General features: G+C 55.0%; 14 protein-coding genes. 8 read left to right on the top strand and 6 right to left on the bottom strand.

Translation table 11 applies throughout. The features are described from left to right. The first annotated feature begins 560 nt into the window (after positions 1-560). On the top strand, positions 561-1,061 hold the full coding sequence (locus VAE57_RS15885; RefSeq protein WP_322822837.1) for a glutathione peroxidase: 501 nt from the start codon (positions 561-563) through the stop codon (positions 1,059-1,061). A 454-nt stretch (positions 1,062-1,515) separates the two neighbouring features. On the opposite strand, the gene VAE57_RS15880 is transcribed toward VAE57_RS15885, so the two are convergent. Both VAE57_RS15880 and VAE57_RS15875 read right to left on the bottom strand, forming a co-directional pair. Then, positions 1,516-2,643, bottom strand: coding sequence for a PAS-domain containing protein (locus tag VAE57_RS15880; RefSeq protein ID WP_322822836.1), 1,128 nt, complete (start codon positions 2,641-2,643; stop codon positions 1,516-1,518). Positions 2,644-2,724: 81 nt separating this feature from the next. Next, complete coding sequence (locus tag VAE57_RS15875) at positions 2,725-2,883, bottom strand: hypothetical protein (RefSeq protein WP_322822835.1); 159 nt, start codon at positions 2,881-2,883, stop codon at positions 2,725-2,727. Positions 2,884-2,991: 108 nt separating this feature from the next. On the opposite strand from VAE57_RS15875, the gene VAE57_RS15870 reads away from it, so the two are divergent. Further along, positions 2,992-3,702 (top strand): SDR family NAD(P)-dependent oxidoreductase, encoded by a 711-nt coding sequence (locus VAE57_RS15870; protein WP_322822834.1) that lies wholly within the window; start codon positions 2,992-2,994, stop codon positions 3,700-3,702. Positions 3,703-3,868: 166 nt separating this feature from the next. Continuing rightward, a complete protein-coding gene (locus VAE57_RS15865; RefSeq protein ID WP_322822833.1) occupies positions 3,869-4,951 on the top strand; it encodes a sigma-70 family RNA polymerase sigma factor in 1,083 nt (360 codons plus the stop codon). Between the two features lie 346 nt (positions 4,952-5,297). On the opposite strand, the gene malQ is transcribed toward VAE57_RS15865, so the two are convergent. After that, positions 5,298-6,788 (bottom strand): 4-alpha-glucanotransferase, encoded by a 1,491-nt coding sequence (gene malQ / locus VAE57_RS15860; protein ID WP_322822832.1) that lies wholly within the window; start codon positions 6,786-6,788, stop codon positions 5,298-5,300. A gap of 373 nt (positions 6,789-7,161) precedes the next feature. Here malQ and VAE57_RS15855 point away from each other — a divergent pair, with 373 nt between their 5' ends. The 3 genes from VAE57_RS15855 (at position 7,162) to VAE57_RS15845 (ending at position 15,929) form a co-directional block, all read left to right on the top strand. Then, the gene (locus tag VAE57_RS15855; protein WP_416208466.1) at positions 7,162-8,451 is read left to right on the top strand and encodes a DUF58 domain-containing protein; all 1,290 of its coding nucleotides are present in this window, start codon (positions 7,162-7,164) and stop codon (positions 8,449-8,451) included. A gap of 202 nt (positions 8,452-8,653) precedes the next feature. Then, positions 8,654-14,950 (top strand): SdrD B-like domain-containing protein, encoded by a 6,297-nt coding sequence (locus VAE57_RS15850; RefSeq protein WP_322822830.1) that lies wholly within the window; start codon positions 8,654-8,656, stop codon positions 14,948-14,950. Positions 14,951-15,104: 154 nt separating this feature from the next. Beyond that, entirely contained in the window at positions 15,105-15,929 is an 825-nt protein-coding gene (locus tag VAE57_RS15845) for a hypothetical protein (protein WP_322822829.1), read from the top strand. A 586-nt stretch (positions 15,930-16,515) separates the two neighbouring features. Here VAE57_RS15845 and VAE57_RS15840 read toward each other — a convergent pair. Genes VAE57_RS15840 through VAE57_RS15830 form a run of 3 tightly spaced genes read right to left on the bottom strand, consistent with a single transcriptional unit; the run spans position 16,516 to position 19,409 of the window. Next, positions 16,516-17,559 carry an NAD(P)-dependent alcohol dehydrogenase gene (locus VAE57_RS15840; RefSeq protein WP_322822828.1) on the bottom strand — a complete coding sequence of 348 codons (1,044 nt, stop codon included), beginning with the start codon at positions 17,557-17,559 and terminating at the stop codon, positions 16,516-16,518. A 13-nt stretch (positions 17,560-17,572) separates the two neighbouring features. Further along, positions 17,573-18,349 carry an iron-sulfur cluster assembly protein gene (locus VAE57_RS15835; RefSeq protein ID WP_322822827.1) on the bottom strand — a complete coding sequence of 259 codons (777 nt, stop codon included), beginning with the start codon at positions 18,347-18,349 and terminating at the stop codon, positions 17,573-17,575. A 13-nt stretch (positions 18,350-18,362) separates the two neighbouring features. After that, on the bottom strand, positions 18,363-19,409 hold the full coding sequence (locus VAE57_RS15830; protein ID WP_322822826.1) for an amidohydrolase family protein: 1,047 nt from the start codon (positions 19,407-19,409) through the stop codon (positions 18,363-18,365). A gap of 214 nt (positions 19,410-19,623) precedes the next feature. Here VAE57_RS15830 and VAE57_RS15825 point away from each other — a divergent pair, with 214 nt between their 5' ends. Together VAE57_RS15825 and VAE57_RS15820 are read left to right on the top strand one after the other, a co-directional pair. Next, the gene (locus tag VAE57_RS15825; RefSeq protein WP_322822825.1) at positions 19,624-22,062 is read left to right on the top strand and encodes an ATP-binding protein; all 2,439 of its coding nucleotides are present in this window, start codon (positions 19,624-19,626) and stop codon (positions 22,060-22,062) included. Beyond that, positions 22,059-22,736, top strand: a complete 678-nt coding sequence (locus tag VAE57_RS15820) for a response regulator transcription factor (protein WP_322822824.1) — start codon at positions 22,059-22,061, stop codon at positions 22,734-22,736. Before VAE57_RS15825 ends, VAE57_RS15820 begins: the two co-directional genes overlap by 4 nt. The last annotated feature ends 193 nt before the right edge of the window (positions 22,737-22,929 follow it).

The following is a 22,929-nucleotide window of genomic DNA, read 5'->3' as shown; positions in this document are numbered from 1 at the left end:
CGCCGGCACGCGCACGTGCCATCCCACCGCTCTGTCACCATGTAGAGAGCATCAACTGGCGGCAATTTATAAGACTTCGTCTCAAAAACACAGTGCGCAAATATGAATTGGCGACACCCGCTGGACCAGTCCAGGAATAGCACCATTCCTCAGCCGGTGCCACATTTCTTACAAACCGGTGTGGATGGAGGCAACTCCTACGACTTGTTTTGACACAAAATATCATTAACAAGTCAAAACGTCAACCTTGCTTACCTGCACTGCCCATTGCCTCCCGTCCCCCAGTGAGGTTCAGGAACGAACAGAAGGTCTACGTTGTCATTTTTCACCACAGAGACGCAGAGGGCACAGCGGATTGTTTCATTCCCCATACCCGCACTCGCCGTGGGCGTGCTCACCACATTCACCACAGAGGCCAGCGGGTTGTTGCGTTTTGCCCATGCCCGTAATTGCTGTGATTATTCTCTCCAGTAACCACACATTTTGGTAGTACAATAATAATGTAAGTAACAATACAAGGACTGGATGAAATGTTTAAATAATCTTAAAGGAATACACCCATGACAGTTTATCAGTTCTCCGCACAACGAATAGATGGTTCAATCCAATCACTGGCCGATTTTAGTGGTCAGGTGTTGCTTATTGTTAATGTAGCCAGCATGTGTGGCCTGGCTCCTCAGTACGCCGGTCTCGAACAGCTTTATCGTCGTTATCGAGACCAGGGCTTCACAGTATTGGGCTTTCCGAGCAACCAGTTTATGCAGGAACCACGTAGCAATGAAGCAATTGCTGAATTCTGTGAGCGTACATATCAGGTAACCTTCCCTCTCTTTGCCAAAATTGATGTTAATGGACCGAATGAACACCCGTTGTTTACCTACTTAAAGACCCAACTGCCTGGTCTATTTGGCAGCACAGCGATTAAATGGAACTTCACGAAATTCCTGGTTGATCGCAATGGCAAGCCATACCGCCGCTACGCCCCAACCGATCTGCCATCGCAGATCGAAGACGACATCGTGTTGCTCCTGCGTCAACAGCCCAAACCCTTGAGTGCATAGTCATCGGTGTCTACGCTTCACATCAAAAACGCTATCAAGCCGTCTGCGAGTGTGAGCGGCTTGATAGCGAAAGTGTTTTTGCCAGGGGACAACGAAACGTGTGTGTTCTTGACCTTATTTCATAAAAACTGTGCTGTCTACTTCCAGACGGTCGCTCAGGCGCATGAACGTCTGCCAATCGCCAACGACAGTATATCCTGCTCCCCGGCTACCGGTATAGCAGCAAAGAGGGCTAACGACCATCTCCAGTGCCATCACTCGTTGGATTGGTTGCCTTACCCGCTTGTCATGCCCGTATCGCAGCGTTTGGCGTGCGGCAGCCCTGCTGCCGCATCAGTCCTGCTTTGTGTCGGGCAGGTGTCACGCTGTTGACCCTGCTGGTCATGGGGATGCTGTATACTCCTCACGATCATTCATAAGGTCTGTCAGTAATGAATGAGATAACTCCTATAGATCACCTGCTCTGCCGCAACGCATACTGCACTCCATCGCGTAGATCGGCACGGGTCACAATCGTGCTTAGATCAACACCAAGTGCAACCAGCGTCTGCGCAACATCGGGACGAATCCCGGTGATCACCAACTGAGCACCGAGCAATCGCAACGATGTGGCACACTGCAAAATAGCATGCGCAACCTGCGTATCAATCAACGGCACCCCGGTTACGTCGAGCACAACAATGCGGGTCTGTCGGCGCTGCACCGCCTGTAAAAGCGACTCAATCAATCTTGCCACCCGCGAACTATCGAATGCGCCGACCATCGGCGCCAGCAGTACTCGTGTGGCAACTTCGAGTAAGGGAGTCGACAGCTCAGCCAGCAATGCAGCCTGGGTTGCAATGACCTCTTCACGTACCGCCAGTTGCCGGCGCAGCTCTTCTGCCTTTTTCAACTCAGTGATGTCAATCCGCAATCCGACGATGCCCCCATCGGAAGTCCTGCGCTCGACAATCCGAATCCAGCGCCCATCGGCGAGATGTTGCTCAACCGGTTCGAGTGCGGCATGTTTTCGTAACCGCTCCTCAACCCACTCCTCAACCCGCCCAATCGCTTCAGCGTATTGCCCTCGCTCGGCGCCAATGCGGATCATTTCGGCAAATGGACGGCCAGGCGTCACGAGATCAGCACTGATGGCATACAATTCACGGTAGCGTCGATTGCAGAAGACGATCCGATCATCTTTATCAAGTAGCAGAAAGCCCTCTTCCAGACTGTCCAGCGCACTCAAAATCACATCAAGCTGATGCTGAGCTGCCCGTTGGGCGGTCAAGAGTGCTGTCACTTCGACAGCCTGAGCAGTCAATGCGGACTCACTGCGCCGGATCATGATCTGAACATAACGTGTCGGGTCACGTCGCAACGGCGCTGCCAGTTGCAACGGCGGATCCCCGGCAGAGAGCGTTGCAATCCATTGCCTGGCTGCTACGACCTCAGACTCGTTCCAGGCCAGAATCTGTGCACAGGCTTCCACCAGGTCTCCCACAACTTCTCCGCTAGCACTCAACTCCAGCCATAAATGATTACACTGCACCGACCCTCCATCAGGTGCATAGGCAGTCGGCAACGGTAAGGTGTCCAGCATTGCTTTGCTCTCGCTAACGTGCATCAGAATCGGTGAGAATACGCTTGCATTATAACCCACCTGACATGAACTTATGAAGCTTTACCATCCACGCTCCGCAATGCAGGTGTCGCGTGGCCTGGCATGCGTATGCACAGCTTCCCCCACCATGCGCCGGGCACAGGTTGCGCCGGTCATCGGCACGATGTGCGTGATCGGCACGATGATCTGGCCTACCGATGATGAATGAGCTAAATTCATACAACGTCGTCATAACAACCATCTTTTCGTCCCTCGCTACGGCAAAGTGTGGTATAACGATGATATAGTGCAAAATATTTGCAAAGCATTGACAAAAGGAGAAGGGTTATGACGTTAAACGGCATACATGCCCTGGTGACCGGTGGTGGCCGTGGTCTGGGTCGGGCCAGTGCGCTGGCGCTGGCCCGTGCCGGTGCCCAGGTTTCCGTATTAGCCCGCAGCGCCGATGAGGTTGCCGAAACGGTCTGGCTCATTGAAGAAAGCGGCCAGCGCGGTTTTGGGCTGACGGCTGACGTGCGTGACAGTGCTCAACTGAATCAGGCCGTGGCTCAGGCTTACGACCGCTTTGGCCCCATCCGTGTACTGGTTGCTGCTGCTGGCGTTGGGCTGCGTGCCCCGATTCAGGAGACCAGCGAAGAGCAGTGGGATGCGGTGATCGATACGCTCCTCAAAGGAGTGTTCCTGAGCGCTCGTGCAGTCATTCCCCAGATGATTGAAGCTGGTGGTGGCAACATCATCGTCATTGGCGCACCGCTCGAACGCATCGCTGCACCCGGTTTCGCCGCTTACTATGCGGCCAAAGCCGGCGTCGATGGCCTGGCCCGGGTAATGGCCAAAGACCTTCGTCGCTTCGGGATTAATGTCAATATCGTGCACCCCGGTGGCTTCGCCGATACGCATATGGTACGTACAACAGTACCAGAAGTACGTACCGGCCTGCTTAGCCCCGACGAGATCGGGCCAGCGGTGGTTGAACTGGCTGCACTGCCTCCACGAAGCCAGACCGGGCAGACGATTGATGCCCATGCCCGAAAATGAGTGCAAAATTAATCCGTACATGATCTTGACAAAAGCTGTGCAAAGATCGAAAATATACTCATCCAAAATCTTTGAAGAGGCGTATATCCAGATAGCGAATTATTAACGCCTCGCAAAGAACGGTCGCGGAATCGTTGCGTCAACCGGAGATTGAAGGAGTACTGCCGTGAAAGCCTTCCCTCAAAAGCACGCAGCCGATAGTGAAATGGAGCCGGAATTGTCCGCAGAGGCCACCGAACTCGATGCTGAGTGGGATGGCGATGATGAACCCGAACCAGAAGATCTCGACGTAGCAGAACTGGAGCCACTTGATGACCTGGAGGGTGAGGGTGATTTTGAGCCAGTTGAGGATTCGGTACAGCTCTACTTGCAAGAGATCGGTCAGGTTCCACTGCTTACCGCCGAAGAGGAAGTAGAGCTGGCCCGGCAGTACAGTCGCGGTAAAGAGGCACGGCAACGTCTACGCAACGAGGATTTCGCCAACGACCGCGAACGGATGCGGCTGGAGATGGAAATGGCTCGCGGTGAAGAGGCGCGGCGGCGCCTGATTCAGGCCAATCTGCGCCTGGTGGTGAGTGTGGCGAAGAAGTATATCGGCAGCCCGATGGCCTTCATGGACCTCGTGCAAGAGGGGAACATCGGCTTGATGCGTGCAGTCGAGAAGTTCGACTACACAAAGGGTAATCGCTTCAGCACGTATGCCACCTGGTGGATCCGCCAGGCCGTAACCAGGGCTATCGCCGAGCAGAGCCGTCTGATCCGTCTCCCTGTTCATCTCAGCGAGTCGATTGTGCACCTGCGCCGCGCCATCTATCGCCTCGAACAGGAGTTGGAGCGCGAACCAACTGCTGAAGAGCTGGCTCACGCCCTCAATATGAGTGTGCGCAAAGTCAAGCGCCTGATCCGCGCTTCAACCCAGCCCATCTCTCTCGAACAACCGCTCAACAACGAGCAGGAAGGTCGGGTGAGCGAAACACTGGCCGATGAGACGGTGGCTTCACCGATGGAGATCGCCGAGCAGAAGATGCTTCACGCCGAGCTAACGGCTGCGCTGAACGAGCTGCCAGAACGTGAACGCAAGATTCTCCAGTTGCGCTACGGCCTGATTGATGGTCAACGCCGCACCCTTGAAGAGGTCGGGGCAACGTTTGGCATCACGCGCGAACGCACCCGCCAGATCGAGGCCGAAGCGTTACGTCGCCTGCGCCATCCCAGCGTTGGTCAGCGGTTACACAGCTATCTGGACTAGAACTGGTTTCACAAATAGATGCCGGGAGAACAATGAAGGGCGACACGCATGTCGCCCTTCTTGCATTGTGTCACCTCTGAAAGCACGCGTCGCGGACTCTCCCAAAACATCAGCCACTAATACAATACCGGACTTTCACAGATAATACAAATCTTGCTCAACAATGTGCATCGTTCATGTTTGATCCTCGTGCTGAAGCGTTAGCGGGTATGCCACTGGCGAGTTGCCAGTGGGTGTTGGCGTCGTAGGGGCGACGCATGCGTCGCCCCTACCACCTCTGAGGTAATCGGTAGCTGGTGTATCTTTGCCTCTACTCTACCAGATTTGATATAACCGGCAGACGCTCCTACACCCGCCCGTACAATTCAGTCAGGTACGCCAGATAATGAGCCAGATCGAAATTGAGCTGGTCGTTCCGCATGCGCCACGCCCAATTGCCCTCCGCTCTACCTGGAAGATTGAGCCGTGCCCATGAACCCAATCCCAACACATCTTGCATGGGAATAATTGCCGTATCAGCGACCGACATCAAAGCCGCTCGAATAAAATCCCACGCGATATGATCGTCACGTGCTCCCAGATAATCCCGCACGTGCTGGCGAGTACGTTCATCCAGCGTTGACCACCAACCTACCGTCGTATCATTATCATGAGTCCCGGTATACACTACAAGATCACGGGTATAGTTGTGCGGTAAGTAGTTACTGGTCGCGTCGCCACCCCAGGCAAATTGCAAAACTGCCATCCCGGGAAAACCAAGTTGCCGGCGCAACGCTTCAACATCAGGTGTAATCAGACCCAAATCCTCAGCAATGATCGGCAACGAACCCAACTGAGACTGCACCGCTTCAAAGAGGGCTGCACCGGGGCCAGGTACCCAGCGCCCTTCGAGCGCCGTTTCTGCCATTGCCGGCACTTCCCAGTACGCTGCAAACCCGCGGAAGTGATCGATGCGCACGATGTCTACCAACTGTAAGAGCACCCGAAATCGCTCAATCCACCAGTCATACTGCCGTTCCGCCAGCCGATCCCAGCGGTAGAGCGGATTACCCCAGCGTTGACCGGTAGGACTGAAGTAGTCTGGTGGCACACCGGCAACGACGGTCGGGTTACCTGCATCATCCAGGTGGAAAATATCGGGATTGGCCCAGACATCGGCACTATCGAACGCTACAAAAATTGGTAGATCGCCGATAATCTGAATACCACGCTCATTCGCGTACTGGCGCAGTGCAGCCCACTGGCTGAAAAAGAGCCATTGCAAGAATTGCTGAAAGCGAATGCGATCCGCCAGCCGCTGACGAGCCTCTGCCAGAGCCGTCGGTTCACGTCGCGCCAGAGCTGCATCCCAGCGGTTCCATGGCGCACCCCGGTAGGCTTCCTTCAGCGCCGCAAAGAGTGCAAATGTATCTAACCACGCCTGCTGTTCGTCACAGAATCGCGCAAATTCCGCCCGCTGATCTGCACTACCGTGCGCGAGAAAACGGGCAAACGCCCACTCTAAACGAGTCAGCTTCCAAGGAATGATTGCACCGTAGTCGATCCAATCGCCGTTGCTACCCGGTGCCCCAACCAACGCACCCTCATCAAGCCATCCCATCCGCACCAGTTGTTCAAGTGAAATGAGCAACGGATTCCCTGCCAGCGCTGACAAACCGGCATACGGCGAGTCACCGTAGCTGGTTGGCCCAAGCGGCATAATTTGCCAGCGTCGCTGCTTCGCCGTTGCCAGCCAGTCTACAAACCGGTACGCCATGTCACCAATATCGCCAATCCCTCCACTGCCCGATAACGCCGAAGGATGGAGGAGAACACCACTAACCCGCCGACCGCTCATGTGCCACCTCAAGTCGCTCAATCATCTATTTCGTTGCATGCGCAATTATAACACAAAAAACTATTTGCAAGATCGTCAATACTCGCTCTTACCCTACCAGTCAGCACCAAAGATGCTATCGCCAGAGAGCTTCCACATCTCACTACTCATCCCATCGGTCTACACCGGTCGTGCTGCCACCGCCTTTTGGCGGGCGGCAGCCATGCTGCCGCATCTCTCCGCCCGACCGCCGGTCAGCGCCGCCGGTGCTCTCACCAACCCACACCTTCCCGCGCTTATCATCGTGAAGGTCGTCTACAACGACAGTTCCCCATTCCCCACTAACCTTGTGCTACAATTCGATAAGACGTATCATAATGCTTACGGTTCCACCATGAATGTTATCCGCCCACTCTTGATCTTACTGCTCGCCGGTGCCAGTTATCTGGCTGCTCAAAGCACCGGCCAACGCCTCTTTTTCCACCTGAGCTACATCCTGGCCGGCTTACCTCTGGTAGCGCTCGTCTGGACATGGCTCAATTTACGTGGCCTAAGCGTCGAACGTGAGCACTCCAGCCTGCGCGCCAGCGTTGGTGAATACACACGGGAACGAATTACCATTCGTAACCGCTGGTGGTTACCCAAACTGTGGATCGAACTACAAGACGAGTCGGATCTCCCCAACCACGAAGCCGGTTTCGTCACCTATCTGGGTAGCCGCGAGACAACACGCTGGACAACACGCACGCTATGTACCCATCGCGGACGGTTCAGACTCGGCCCAACCCGGATCATTAGCAGCGATCCGTTCGGCCTCTTCCGCTTCTCGCGCCTGATTGCCGGTGGTGGCGAGATCATCGTCTATCCGCCCACCGAAGTCTTGTCCGATGTTCGGCTACCCGGTGCCGATCTGGTCGGTGGATCGTCAAGTCTCATCCGCACACACACGATGACTCCCAATGTTGCTACGATCCGTGATTACCAACCTGGCGATAGCCTGAACCGCATTCACTGGCGCAGCACCGCCCGTCACGGACGGCTGATGGTAAAAGAGTTCGAGCTAGACCCGTTCGCCGACATCTATCTCATTCTCGATTGCCACGAGCGAGCGGTCGTGCGTATGCCATCAGCGCAACCGGAACGCGATGAACGGCAGAGCACTCCCTGGTGGCAGCGCCAGGCTCCACCCCGCCACCGCCCACCACCCGACTCCACGGAAGAGCATGCAGTGTGCGTGGCTGCTTCACTTGCCCGTACCCTGCTCGCCCAAAACCGGATCGTTGGCCTGCTCGCCTGGAGTGAGCGACTTGAGGTCATTCCGGCTGAACGTGAGGAGCGTCAACTCTGGAAGATGCTCGAATTGCTGGCCGTGCTACGCGCCGTCGGGCAACATTCGCTGGCCGAACTCCTGATCGCCGAGGGGCAGCGCTTCGGGCGTGATACGACATTGATCATTATTACGTCCGATCTTGATCCACGCTGGATTACTGCCCTGCAACAACATCTCTACCGTGGGGTACGGGCTGCCGTGATCTTTATCGATCCACGCAGTTATGGCGGTTGGCATGACCCAACCCCACTCCTCAACCATCTCACCAGCTTACGGATCGATGTCTACCACGTCCGGCGTGGTGAAGCATTAGCCGAGTCGTTGCGCTTCCCACTTCAATCAGGAATGCAGTAATGTGGTATCTCTGAACCTTTAAACAAAACGCCTGTGGTCAGACAATTGAACATCTTATTACAATCACCAATGTAGTACTAACGTCGAGAAGGAATAATTAACTATTGCATTCTGATGTTGGTGCGCAGTACAATAAAATCGTTGTACTGCGCATTGTCATTCATAGTGTACCTGCTCTTGTGTAAGTGATGAGAGAACACGAATGGCTCACCAGACACTCGCGAGAATCCAGACCACACTCTTCAGAAAACGATTGTTTATTCTTACCCTCACTATCGTCTGTACCATCAGTATGATCTTTGGTGCGGCCCTGTCGGTCTTCGCTGCCGGTACGCTTACCGTTCAGGTTTATCTTGATAGTAATCGTAACGGTACATTCGACAGTGGTGAGACCGGGATCGGTGGGGTTCAAATCGCCGTCTACTCTGCTGAGAGTGTGATCGTTGGGCTGAACACGACTGATGCCGGCGGGCAGGTTGTCTTCCCCGCGCTTCCCGATGGTAATTACCGCATCGAGGTTAGCAATATCGGCGCCCGCGTTGTGTCAGTACCGGGGCCAGACAACCCCGGTCTGTTGTCGTTTGTAACCATTGCTGGCGGGGCCGTCACCCAACGCATTGGTCTGCGAGAGCTTGACGGCGGTTCGATAGATACCGGTGCTCCGGCAGGTACCCGCAGCATCTCAGTGCGGGTCTGGGACGACAGTGATGCCGATGGAATTCAGGATGCTGGCGAGCCGGCGTTCAGCAATCTGCCGGTCCGCCTGGTTGACAGCATCGGCAACACGGTTGCCGGGCCGGTAAATACCGACTCACTGGGCCGGGCCACGTTCAACAACGCTCCGACTGGTGCCGGGTATCGGGTGCGTATCCTGGCGGCTGACATCCCCACGGGATACATCGTCACCCAATCCTTTGTCAACGACGGCGATCCCAACCCCGGTATCCGTGACTCAAATGCAGTGCTGACCGGTGGCAACGTCGAAGCATCGTTCCCCAACACCGGACGCGGCGTTAATATCGACAATGTTGACATCGGTTTCACCCGTGGTGCCATCAGTGGTTTCGTCTGGCGCGATAACAACCGGAATGGGTTGTGGGATACGACCGAACCTCGCCTGAACGGGGTTACTGTCCAACTGGTAAACACGTTAACGTCAACCACTGTCGCAACGACCACCACCCGCCAGCGCATCGGCTCAACTCAGCCTGAAGAAGGGGGTATCTTCGTCTTCCCCAGCCTGCCCCTGACCGCAACCTATCAGGTGGTGATTCCCAGTAGCCAGTTCACCGGTGGTGCTCTGCTCTTCGGCGCGGCCAATTCACCAAACGCGACCGGCGGTGACGTGGGTTCGCCAGACGGTGTACCTGCGGGTGATGTTACCGGGCCAACCATCACCCTGACCACAGGAACAAACACCCGCACCGATCAGCGCTTTGGTTTCTACAAGGGTGTGGTTGGCGATTTTGTCTGGCTTGATGACAATAGCAATGGTTCTCAAGACACTGGTGAAGCCGGCATCAATGGCGTGACCGTCTTTGTTGACGATGGTCGCGGCGGTGGTATCGCCAACGACGGCATTCGCAACGGCGGAGAGATCTTTACCGTTACCACCAATAATCCCAATGACGGACAGCCCGGCTACTACCTGTTTGATGATTTACCGTTAGGGAATACGTATCGCATCGTGCTTGACCCAGCCAACTTCCAACCCGGCGGGGCATTGGTAGGGTTGGGCAATTCTACGGGAACTGCTGCAACCAACACCAACGGTGATCGTTACGTTTATCGTGAAACGACCGTCAACGACTCCACACCCGAAGACATCAATGTCGATTTCGGCATGACACGGGCCAGTATTGGTAACCGGGTGTTTGAGGATGCGAATGGGAATGGCATGTTCGATACGGGTGAAGCAGGCATTCCAAATGTTACGATTAGTGCCTATCGGGCCAGCGATAACACGCTTCTAGGCACTGCCACAAGTGATACCAGTGGATTGTATAACCTCCCTGGTCTGCCTGCCGAGCCGATCTACGCCACCTTTGACCTCTCAACCGCCGGTGCCGGATACATCGGTTTTGTCGGTAGTCTACAGCCATCCGGTGCAACGATTGATCCAACTGAGACCACATATCAAGACTACAGCGATCTCATATCTAATGTCGTTGGCAGCGTCTGGCGTACCGACATTTTTACCCCAACCTTAAACACGGCAAACAATGGCATTGATGCCGGCTTCTATCGTCCAGTACGCATTGTCGTCCGTGTCTTTGGGGAGACGGTGACGATCAACAACACTCTTGACAGTGGTGAACCTGGAATTAGCGGGGGCACCGTGCAAGTCACCGGCACCGAATCGCAAACGCTTACGACAAATATCGGTGGGGAAGCCATCTTTAACCTGCGCCCCGGTTCGTATACGGTCACTGTTACTGCACCGAGCGGCTATCAGGCTTCCCCCGGTAATACCGGTAGTGTCAACTTCTCGAATTTGAACAGCCAGGCAGTAGTGAACGCGGATTTTGGCTACTACCGTCCGGGTAGCATCAGTGGGCTTGCCTTCTTCGATGCCAATGCCGATGATCTGGCTAACAGCGGCGAGCCACGTCTACGCAATGTTACCGTTGAACTTGTTGACACTTCTAATACCGTAGTTGCTACCACAACGACTGCGACGAACGGCACGTATACGTTCAACAATATTCTGCCTGCCGATTACACGGTGCGCTTCACTAATCCTGATACCGGTAACTATGTCTTTATCACCGGTGGTGATAGCGATGTGACCACCGCCGGTAATGTAGCCACCAGCAGTACAAATACGCTAACCGTTCCTTATAACGGTTCTCTAACCAACGTCAATGCCGGTTTCCGTGGGCAGACGACGGTTAGTGGGCGCATTTTTGAAGATAACAATGCCGACAATCTGCAAGATGCCGGCGACACCGACCTGAGTGGTGCCACCGTCACGTTGACGGTAACCGCGAATCTGACCAATCTGGTCGCCACCTATCAGGCAACCCTCAACACGCCTGCCCCCACCTATGCCTTTAACAACTTACCCGGTGGCAACGGGGTGAGCTACACCGTAATCTTTGCTCCGCCATCTTCTACCTATATTGCCAGTGACGCCAATGTCGGTAGTGATGATACGATTGATAGTGATGGCCCGACCGTCACCATCACCAATCCCGCGGCTGGCGGAACGATTGCGAATGTCGATCAGGGTTACTTCCGTAACGTAACTATCACAGCCCGCGTCTTCCGCGAACCGTCGGCTGGACGCAACAATCAGTGGGATAGCGGAGAAAATGGGATTGTCGGTGTTCGTGTATTCCTCGAACAAGGCGGCACGCCGGTACTGACCGGAACCACGACAACAGGTGGGCTGGTGACCTTTACCATCCGCCCGGGTTCGTATAACCTCAATGTTGATGAAGGTTCCAGTGCGCTCAGTGGTCTCCTGCCCTCATCAGGCTCAACAGCCGCCGTGCCGGTGGCCGGTTCACCATTGAGTAGCGGTGGTAGTTCGCAAACTGAAACAGCACCGCCGGGTACGACCAACGTCTTCGGGTTCTATACCTTTGGCACAGTGAGCGGACGGGTCTTCTTTGACGGCACTGCCGGCCCGGCAGACAACCTGGCCAGTGGTGAGCCAGGGATCAGTGGGGTAACGGTACGATTGCTGGATACGACAGACATCGTCGTATCAACCACAACAACCGATAGCAACGGTAACTTCATCATCAATAATGTTGAGGGAGCAAGCTATCGGCTCGAATTTGTCAATCCCGACCCGACCAATGTCAGCTTCGTGGCAGCGAATACCGGCGACAACAGCGTTGCGACGCTTGTTGGAAACAATGGACGCACCGATCTGTTCACGGTCACCGATGGTCAAACCACGAATCGCTCGGCAGCCATGATCGGCACCGGTACTGTCAACGGTATTACCTTCGTTGATGGTGACTATGATGGGCAGCGCGGTGGTGCAAATGACGGATTGCTGGCAAATGTCACGGTCAATCTGACGGCAACGGTCAGTTTGCCCAATTTGAACACTACCATCACACGCAGTGTAGCCAGCGATAGCAGTGGAAACTACAGCTTTAGCGGTCTGCCTGCCGCCACCTTCTCGCTGAGTTTCACGCCGCCGACGGCGACCCCAGCCTATCAGGTCACGCAGGTCGACCAGGGCAGTGATGCAACCGATAGTGATGGCACGGCACAATTGACGAACCAGCCTTTAGCCGCCGGTGCGACCGAAAGTCGCGACCAGGGGTACTATCAGAATGTCACTGTCAATGCACGGGTATTCAACGAAACGGTGACGATTAACAATACCTTTGAGAGCGGTGAAGCCGGTATCCGACTGATCCCGGTGTTATTCAATGGCCCGATTAGTGGTACAGTACAGACCGATCTCGCTGGCATTGCGACCTTTAGCGGCCCGCCTGGCACCTACACGGTAAGCATCGTGAGCGATCCTTCCGGTTTCACTCGTTCGCCGGGCAATATCGGCACGGCCAACACCGGTCTGGTTTTGAGTGCTCAGGCAGCAGCAGTGCCGTTTGGCTACTATCGCACAGCCCAGATCAGTGGCACTGTCTGGTTCGATACCAACAGCGATGGCCTGTTCGATAGCGGTGAACCTGGGATGGAAGGCGTCAGTGTCAGGTTGATCGGAAGTAGCAGCGGTCCCGGCACTCCGGTTACGACTGACGTGAACGGTGCATTCGCCATCACCGGCATCGAACCGACCGGTCTGACTAACGCGACATACCAGATTTGTATCACGCTTCCAACCGGCTTTACGCCAACAACCCAGGGCAGCACACTCACGACCGACAATAACAGTGATATTGACGCAAGCGGTTGTACTGCTACCTTTACTGTTGCCTCAGCGGCAAACATTACCTACATTGATGCCGGTCTACGCGGTGCGCTATCCATTGGCGACCTGGTATGGGAAGATACCAACGCCAACGGCATCCAGGATAGCGGTGAGCAGGCGCTCGATGGTGTAACAGTGACAGTTCTCGTTACGACGACTGGCAATGTCATTAATACGACCAACCCATCGTTCACATTGAGCGCCGTCTCGACCACTGCCAGCGGTTTGAGTCCTAACTACACCATTGGCAACATTCCACCCGGCAGCACAGTAACGATCCAGACGGTTGAACGGTTTGGCTATCTCTTAAGTGCGGCTAATCAGGGTGGTAATCCGGCCACCGACAGCAATGCCGTTGGCAGTAGTGTCACGCTCAACGCCAATAACACGACGATTGACTTTGGCCTCTATCGTACAACGGCTGTTGGCGATACCGTCTGGTTTGATGTCAATGGTAACGGACTGTTCGACAGTGGTGAACCTGGATTGCCCGGCATCACGATCACGCTACGCGATAGTGGTGGGGCAGCGGTAGCAACCACACAGACTCTGGCGAATGGGAGCTACACGTTCAGCAATCTTACCCCAGGTAGCTATTCGTTGCAGTTGAGCCTTCCTGCCGGCTACGCGACCACCAACAACGGAAGTGGTTCCATCACCGTTGACAATGACAACGATTTCCGCAATGATGGCACAACCGCGACCTTCACTCTCACCAGTGGACAGGCGTTGGCAAGCATCGACGCCGGCTTACGCGGAACCGGCAGCGTAAGCGGTACCGCCTGGTTCGACACCAATGAAAATAACATCCGTGATCCATCGGAAACCGACCGTGCTAGTGGCGTCAGAGTCACCGTCATTTACACACCAACCCTGACGCCGACACTGCCGCAGACGGTTGAAGTCGCTACCGATACCAATGGTGCATACTCTGTAACCGGTTTACCACCGGGTCAGGTTACAGTTATCTTTACCAATCGGCTCGGTTACCTGCCGGCACAACCAAATGTCGGCGATGACGCCACCGATAGTGATGGGCCTGAAGTAACCCTCACACTCAATGCCGGACAGAATGTCACCATAGATATGGGCTACTACCCGCGGGTCATGGTCTTCTTGCCAATGACCATCGCGCAAGGTCCGCCTGATCTGATTGTCAGCGTACAGGCGACGCCAACGAGTCCGAACAAGAACATACCGGTCACCTACCGTGTCACGGTTACCAACGTGGGCCGCGAGCCGGCCAGCAACTTCTGGGTCGATCTCTACGTCAACCCTAGCCGACCACCGAACGTTAACGAACCGTGGAACGAGCTGGCACGGCAAGGACTCGCATGGTTCTTCGATGGCACACTCCAGCCCGGCGAGAGTGTGACCCTGATCAGCTTCCCACGCAGTACGACTAATCCGTTCGGATATGATCCGGCTGCCAGTTCACCGACATGGAATGGACGCCTGCCACCTGGCCGTAACACCATCTACGTCTACGTCGATAGCTGGAACCGCAACGTATCGGGTGACATACGATCACCGTTCGGCGCCATCGAAGAGGGTAATGAGACGAATAACCGCGCCGACATCACCATTGTGGTATCGGAATAGATTAACATCCTGCGGGTTGTCAGCATACCTGCCGTACAGCCCGCAGGAGGCAGCAATATAGCAGAACATAGCGGCAGATGCTACAATTGTCTTCGTGGCGATTGTTGTCTGCGCCAGCCACACATACAACCGCTAAAGGGATAAGGAGTTGCTTATGCAACGACGAATGATCAGCTTTGGTATGATGATTTGCGGCGTGATCGCAATGGTCATCGGTTTTACGTTGCTCCCACTTCCCACGCCGTCAACCGCAGCACCGGCGCTGCAACCATCGCCACGCCCAACTATACCGCCGGTCAATATCGTGCCTACTAGCGAGCCAACGGCCGTACCGATGGGTCGGGTTACCGGGACGATTATAGATCTGCGAACCTATGCACCTGCGCCCAATATCGCTGTACAAGTCGGTGATACAGTCGTTTACAGTGACAATAATGGTAATTATGATCGTTGGGTGGAGTCGGGATTCTATGTGCTGGCTCTGCAATTAACCCCAGATCAGGGGTCACCTGGCCAGCCACCGTTGGAGGTTGCCGTTGGCCCCGGCGATACGGTTGTTGCCCATCTCTTCTTTACCAGTCCGGCTCCCAATAACGCCACAGAGTCAGGGTTGACCGTTGAAGCACCAACAGCGGAACCAGTTCCACCACCGGCAGTAGCTCCGGCCATACCTGAATCGGTTCCACCAAAACTGCCTTTTACCGGTATTGAGACCGACAGTGAGGCGAAACCGGTAGGGAATAGCGATCAGTTGCCGAGTCGTCTACCTCGCACAGCCACAAATTCACCGTTCAATGCATCATTCTGGTTCGTGGTTGGCTTCATCTTACTGGTCGGAGGTCTGGGGTTGCAATTCTGGCCGGTACGCCGCCCATCAGCGCCGCGCACAGATCAGCTTCTCGCCGAACTACTGACCACACCACCGGCATCAAGGGAAGAATTGCTGAGACAGCTTCTCTTTGATCCGAGCGAGCGCTGAAGATCACTAGCAGGAAGACTACTTATGTATAGTTACCCTTTCTGCCAATCCCGATTTGCACAAAGCATGTCGCACCAATAGTAACGCTGCGATAACACCACACCAGTAGGGGCGCACAGCCGTGCGCCCCTGTTCTACTCTAATAATCAATCACGATAGTAATGTGATCCGGAACGGGCAACGTCCGTAGGGGCGGGTTCGGAACCCACCCCTACTGCACATACACGTCAAACGTCCAGGATCATATCAACATTGCGCCAATGATGGCATCGCTGCGTTCATCAGCTCACCCCACGTTCATCCGGGTTGGGCTGATGACACCCACGAATTATCGCCCATGGGATGGATAGTTGCAGATCACGGCATATCCGGTGAGATGCCGCGATAGACGGGAGCACACAGCATGTGATCGGATGGGATGGATAGTCGTAGATCACGGCATATCCGGTGAGATGTCGCGACAGACGGGATCACGCAAGATGTGATCGTATCCGGGTCAACATTACCGGGCAGGCAAGACCATACCCTTACCTGCCCGGTAAAATGACATCCAGATGATCTCAATTACAACGGTTCAGACCGTCACTTAGGGCACAATCACCGCTCTACCGGCAATTCGTCGGTTCTTGAAATCGTCAATCGCCTGGTTGATCTGATCAAGCCGGTATTGCTGACCGTGAAGCTTAACCCGACCTTCGGCATTCAGTTCCATCAGTTCAACCAGCTCGACGTAGTTACCGACCAGGCTACCTTCAATGGCTATTTCGGTAATGATCATGTGCACGGTTGGCACGTGAACCGCCCCACCATAGCCAACCACAAAATGGGTTCCGCCCTGTCGCAGCATTTGCCACGAGACCTGCTCGGCACCCAGTTCGCCGACGAAGTCAATCACCACGTGAGCGCCACCGTGCGTTAGCTCCTTCACCTCTTGCACGATGGCATCACTGCCATCGAGCACATAGTGCGCCCCCAAATTACGCGCTAACTGACGAGCCGCTTCTGAACGATCAATGGCAATAATACGTGCCCCACACAATTCGCGTACCGATTGCAATGCGATGTGCCCTAATCCACCCACACCGAGAATGACACAATACTGGCCGGGATTTAATTTCCGGGCAGCCTTTTTGGCTACCCGATAGGCGGTAATGCCGGCATCAGCCAGGGGCGCAACGTCAACCGGTGCCACGTTGGGATTGAGCTTAATCAACGCTCGTTCGTTGGTGAGCATGTACTCAGCGAAACCACCATCACAGTTGAGACCGGGGAAACTACCGTGCTCGCAGTACATGTCCTCGCCGCGCCGACAACCAAGGCAGACGCCACACGAGCGTAACGGATGGCAGATCACCGGATCACCGACCTTGACTGAGGTCACACCAGGCCCGACCTCTTCAACCCAACCTGCGTTCTCGTGGCCGAGGATGTAGGGAAGCAGCGTGCGTTGGGGGTCTTGAATATCTTTCCAAACCCCTTCAATGATGTGCAGATCGGTACGACACAGGCCGGCTGCGCCGATGCGAACGATAACATCACCGGGCTTGGTGATCTTCGGCAAGGGCACGTCTTCGAGTTGCAGTTGGACATTGAGATGTTCATCGTACTCGTGGAGACGGGCAGCACGCATAGGTTTGTCCTCTCTATCCAATCATCAGGCGATCACCCACACTGGAATAGTCGTACTGACGTTCAGGAAAGAACTGTGTACGCAACAGTCCTTCACAAAGACTGGTATTGAAGGCAATGTTGAGCCGGGCCGAGCGGGAGTAGCGCAGGTAGGCCGGTAGTTCAGCTTCTGTGATAGAACGATCTTCAACGGTTGTGAACAGGCAGGCATCGGCCGTCATCGCCAGATGCAACCGACGTCGTTTGTGAAGATACCGGCGTAAATCGGCTGCGGCCAGCGCTACTCGCTGCGGTGGGGTCGTTTGCAGCAACAGATCCTCTCCCTGGACCATCACGTCACCAATGCGCAAGGCCAGAATCACCGCGTCGGCCAGTCCAGCCTGTCGCATTCGGCGAATCAAGACATCCTGCCGCGCCAGAAAACTCTTGACGGTGAACGTATGACGCAGTGCTTCGAGATCGGTCTGTCGATCAACATCATTGGGGAAGGTCTCGGCGAAGCTGCGACCAGCATTCACCCCACGGTTGATCTCGTCTTCCAGACAATTGTTGTGGACGATCACGGTAACCCGGGTCACACCTGGAATCTGCGCTACCTCGTGGCGAATGTCTTGCGACATCATAAAGACGAAGTTGGGGGCGCACCAGAACGTAGGCACTGTGTACGTCACCGTGACGTGACCATCGGCCACCTGTACCTCATTGACGAACCCCAATTCGGTGATCGGGGTATCAAGTTCGGGATCATACACCTCGGCCAGCGCACGATAAATCTCGGTAAGTGTTGGCATTGGCAGGCACCTTTCACGCAACCGCAGGTGTCGCACCATCAAGTACAACCGGCATATTCCGAAGCTGAGCCTTCTTCGCTTCAACATCGATACCGTAGAGGCGGGCAGCATTCAGACCGAGAATCTTCTCCTTGGTCTCCAGGGTGAGCTTCGCCCCAAACTCAGCCTCAAGATCGGACGGCAACTCAAACGCCATAAACTTATCGATCAGCCAGCCCGGTGTCCAGAGAGCATAATCACTGGCAAAGGTCAGCTTATCCGGGCCAAGCCAGTAGAGCAGATTCGCCATCACTTCGGCAAAATAGCGCGGACGCGAGTGAATGAACGGCATTGCTACCGCCAGGCCACCCCAGACATTGGTCTCCTGCGTTGCAATCCAGCAGAAGTCTTCCAGGCGCGGCAAACCACAATGCTCGACGATAAAGGTCAGGCCGGGAAAATCGGTCGCTACATGATCGACATCGGCGACATCAAATGCATCGCGATCGAGCGGCCAGATCGTGGGGCCTTTGTGAATGTGAATATTCCTAATGCCAAGCCGCTCACACTCTTCAAAGAAGCGGTAAGCTGCCGGATCATTTAACTTCCAGCCACGCGAGCCATTGTGCCACTCTGCGGTGTAGAGCTTGACCCCCTGAATGTCGTACTGCGCTTTTGCCCGGCGCAGGGCATTCAGACCAAGCGGGCCGTCTTCGCCATGGCGCGGATCAAACGAACCGTTCAGAATTACCCGCTCAGGGAACGCCTCTTTCAACTGGGCGTTACGTTCGATAGGATTAAAACCGGTGTGGTAGAACTCAAACAGGTTCGTTGACTGAAGAATGCACATATCCACGTACCCTTCGACAAACAGATCACGCGCCATATCGGTCACCGAATAGCGCTGATAGTGTTCGAGCGTCCACACCTTATCGGCAGGTGACAGATTCTTGTGGTAGGCGTAGAAGCAATCGATCCAGCCTTTCCCCAGCTTACCGCGCTGGTTCTCCGGACTAGCATCCCACAAATGGGTGTGGGCATCAATAACGAAGATCTCACGACCATCAGCAGTGCGATACATAAGCGCCTCCTGTCCTCAATGACCTGATCACCAACCTTGTGACTGGATTAGTGGGAAGTGGGATGGCTTCATCGTAGCAGGGGCGAAGATATGGTGCGGTGAAAAAGTGGTGAAAAAACGGGCGCAAGTGGTAGACGCTCTGATTGAGGTATGGTATAACCAGATTACCGCAACCAGACAGATGGATAGCAGGTTTCAGGCGCAGGGAGGCGCTATGAGCGGAGCAACGCTGCATATAACGACCATGGCCAATCTTGACAACCTGGTGTGGCAGATTGCGACGCTACGTGAACAGTTTCTCGCCAATACCGAGGTCGATCTCTCGCCGATGCGCACTGTCATCCGCGAGTCGTGGCAACGGTGTCGGGCATTCGCGGTTAATGCCGATCTCAATCTGGCCCGCTTTGCTACCACCAGCGATCAACAATTGCGCGATCTGCACGAGCTGAACGTGGCATTTCTGCGTGCTGCCAATCCGGTATTGCTCCGCTTACGAGCAACGCTCGGTAATGCCGGCTACGTCGTCGCGATCAGCGATGCCGAGGGAACCCTGCTCGATGTGGATGGCGATCCTGCCTGTCGCCGCAAGCTTGCTCGCAAAGGCTTATTGCCGGGTAGCAACTGGAGCGAAGCGGTGGCCGGAACCAATGCGATAGGTGTGGCGCTGGCCACCGGTCATGTGGTGCAACTGGTAGGTGCCGAACATTATTGCAGTGGCTGGCAAGACGTAACCTGCACGGCGGCACCGGTGTTCCACCCTGATAATGGATCGTTGATTGGCGTGCTCGATATTACCGGCGACTATCGGCTGGTACGCCCTTTTTTAACCGGTATTATGGCTGCTGCTGCGGCTGAAGTTCAGCGTCGGTACCGCCTGGAGCGTATCAAACAACCGATCCGACCGCGCACGTTTCCCGGCTGGACACCACCAGCAATGACCAGTGCAACAACGACGAGTGGTGAGTCATCAAACATTCTTGAGCGTCTAACCGATGCGATACGGATTGTGAGCAGTGTGCTTGATCCCGCCTGTGCTCCCAACGTAATCACAGAACAGATGGGTCGTTTACTCAATGCCAGCAGTGTGATGCTCGTGGAAGGACATCCGGGCGACACACCACGCACGCATGTCTGGCATGCACCGGGAGGAATAGGACATCAAGCGCTGGCTTTGCTCCAACAGGCTATCAATGATCCAACCATTCTGACCTGGTGCGCTTCGACTGTCCCGTTTCTCAAGTGTACAATAACACCCACCGCTGAAGTCATCGGATTTCCCCTACCCGATATTAGTGGCGTCATCCTGGCCATACGTCTACCGGCACGCCCCTGGGCTGAGATTGACCAGCAGAGCGGCGCAACATTGGCAACGCACAGTGCAGCCATCTTACGGCATGCACGTCTCTACACCGACTTACAGGCATACGCAGCTCAGACTGAAGTGCTGAACACCCTGGCCCTGTTTCTCAGCACACTCCTTGACCCGATTCGCCAGATCGATATTGTTCTGCAACGCATTCTGGTGCTCACTAATCTCGATGTGGGGATTATTGTCCTCAAAGAAGAGAAACAATTGGCAGTCACCGCCATACCGCAGATTGCTATTGATCAGGCTCACCTGCTGGTCTTGATCGACACCGTCATTAGCACAGGCCAACCGATCTGGCTGTGTCGTCAACATGCTGTTGCCCCCGAAGCCGCACTATTGCCTCTTCATGGATTTTGTGATCTGGTAGCACTACCATTGATTCTCCACGCCACCAATGCCGGTGCCCTGTTGATCGGAAGTCGTGCTCATCGCCATATCAGCGGTGAAGATCTGACGCTGCTGTTAACCATTGCCCAACAATTGGGACTGACACTGAGTAATGCCCGCCTGCGTCAGGTGGCAAGCGAGAATGAAGCTCTCCGGCAAGCGAACCATTTGAAGAGCACCTTCCTTGCCAGTGTATCGCACGACCTTCGCTCGCCGTTGACCGCGATTCGTGCCTCGGTCGAAGATTTACTAGAACGGCAACATCACGTATCCCCTGGTGAACATCGCGCCCTGTTATCGAATATTGCCCGGGAAACAGCACGCCTGAGTCGGTTTGTCGATCAACTGCTCGATCTCTCGCGGATTGAAGCAGGGACTCTCCCGCTTGACCGTGAGTGGGTGGAATTCAATGCCCTGGTACAAGACGTTGTCACCAGCTTTCACCAACAATTTCCGGCTTGTCGAGTCAACATCTGCATATCACCGACACTGCCACTTCTGTATATCGACCCGTCACTTATCACGCAGGTGTTATGGAATCTACTGGAAAACGCCCAGAAGTATGGGCCACCTGAGGGACCGATCACCCTCGAAGCCTTCTGCACACATACCGATCTGGTGATAAGCGTTGGTGATCGCGGCCCGGGGATTCCGGCAAACGAACGGCACCGCATCTTTGACCGATTTTACCGCTTAGAACGTGATCGGCGCAGCCACCGGATCGGGAGTGGTTTAGGGCTTGCGATCTGTCATGGGATCGTTACTGCTCATCAGGGAAGCATCTGGATGGACGAACGACCGGGAGGTGGCAGCGTATTTCGGATTGCCCTACCGTTACTCAACGATCAACCAACCGCATGGTGTCCGTTGGAGCATCACGGAGGAGAACAGGTATGAACCAGCGTATCCTTATCGTCGATGATGATCCGGGCATTGTTGCTGCGATCACGCCTTCACTGCGGGCACAGGGATACAACATTGCTATCGCTCACGACGGCGAAAGCGCATTACAGAAGTTTAGCCACCTTACTCCCGATCTGGTTCTCCTCGATTTGGTCATGCCATCGCTACACGGCATTGCTGTCTGTCAGCGAATCCGCCAGCAACGTTCAACCCCGATCATTGTGATTAGCGTGAAAGGTGCCGAAGCGGATATTGTTACCGCTCTTGATAACGGCGCCGATGACTATCTCGTAAAGCCCTTCCGTTTGAGCGAACTACTGGCCCGCATCCGGGCAGTCTTACGTCGTGGTCGTAGTGAACAGACGGTTATTCAATGTGCCGATCTGTTGATTGATACAAACCGCCGTATTGTGCAGCGCCAGGGGGAAACGATCAATCTGACGCCGATAGAATACGCGGTATTGGCCGAACTAGTCGCGCATCGCGATGGTGTCGTCACTGCAAGACAGATTGTGCAGCGAGTATGGGGGCCACAGTATACCGACTCAACTGACTACGTCAAAGGGGTTATTCGCCGTTTACGGGTGAAGATTGAACCAGACCCTTCTCATCCGCGCTACATCATCACCGAGCCGCACGTTGGTTATCGATTCAATGATGGTGGGTAGAAGGGTGCCGCATTGTTCGCTCGTCGTGCCCGTGACCGGTGAGCAACCGGTACTACATACGCATGGTCGCTCGTGGGTTGACGACGGCGTGCGGTAGGGGGCACGGCATGCCGCTAGCACATCTGGCTGCACGTGACCGATCTGCCGGATTTTCGTCGGCGTAGCCGTAGGGGCACGGCATGCCGTGCCCCTA

Source organism: Chloroflexus sp. (assembly GCF_034434295.1).
Classification (GTDB): domain Bacteria; phylum Chloroflexota; class Chloroflexia; order Chloroflexales; family Chloroflexaceae; genus Chloroflexus.
Note: the sequence above shows the minus strand (reverse complement) of the source record. Positions and strands in the feature narration are given on the sequence as shown.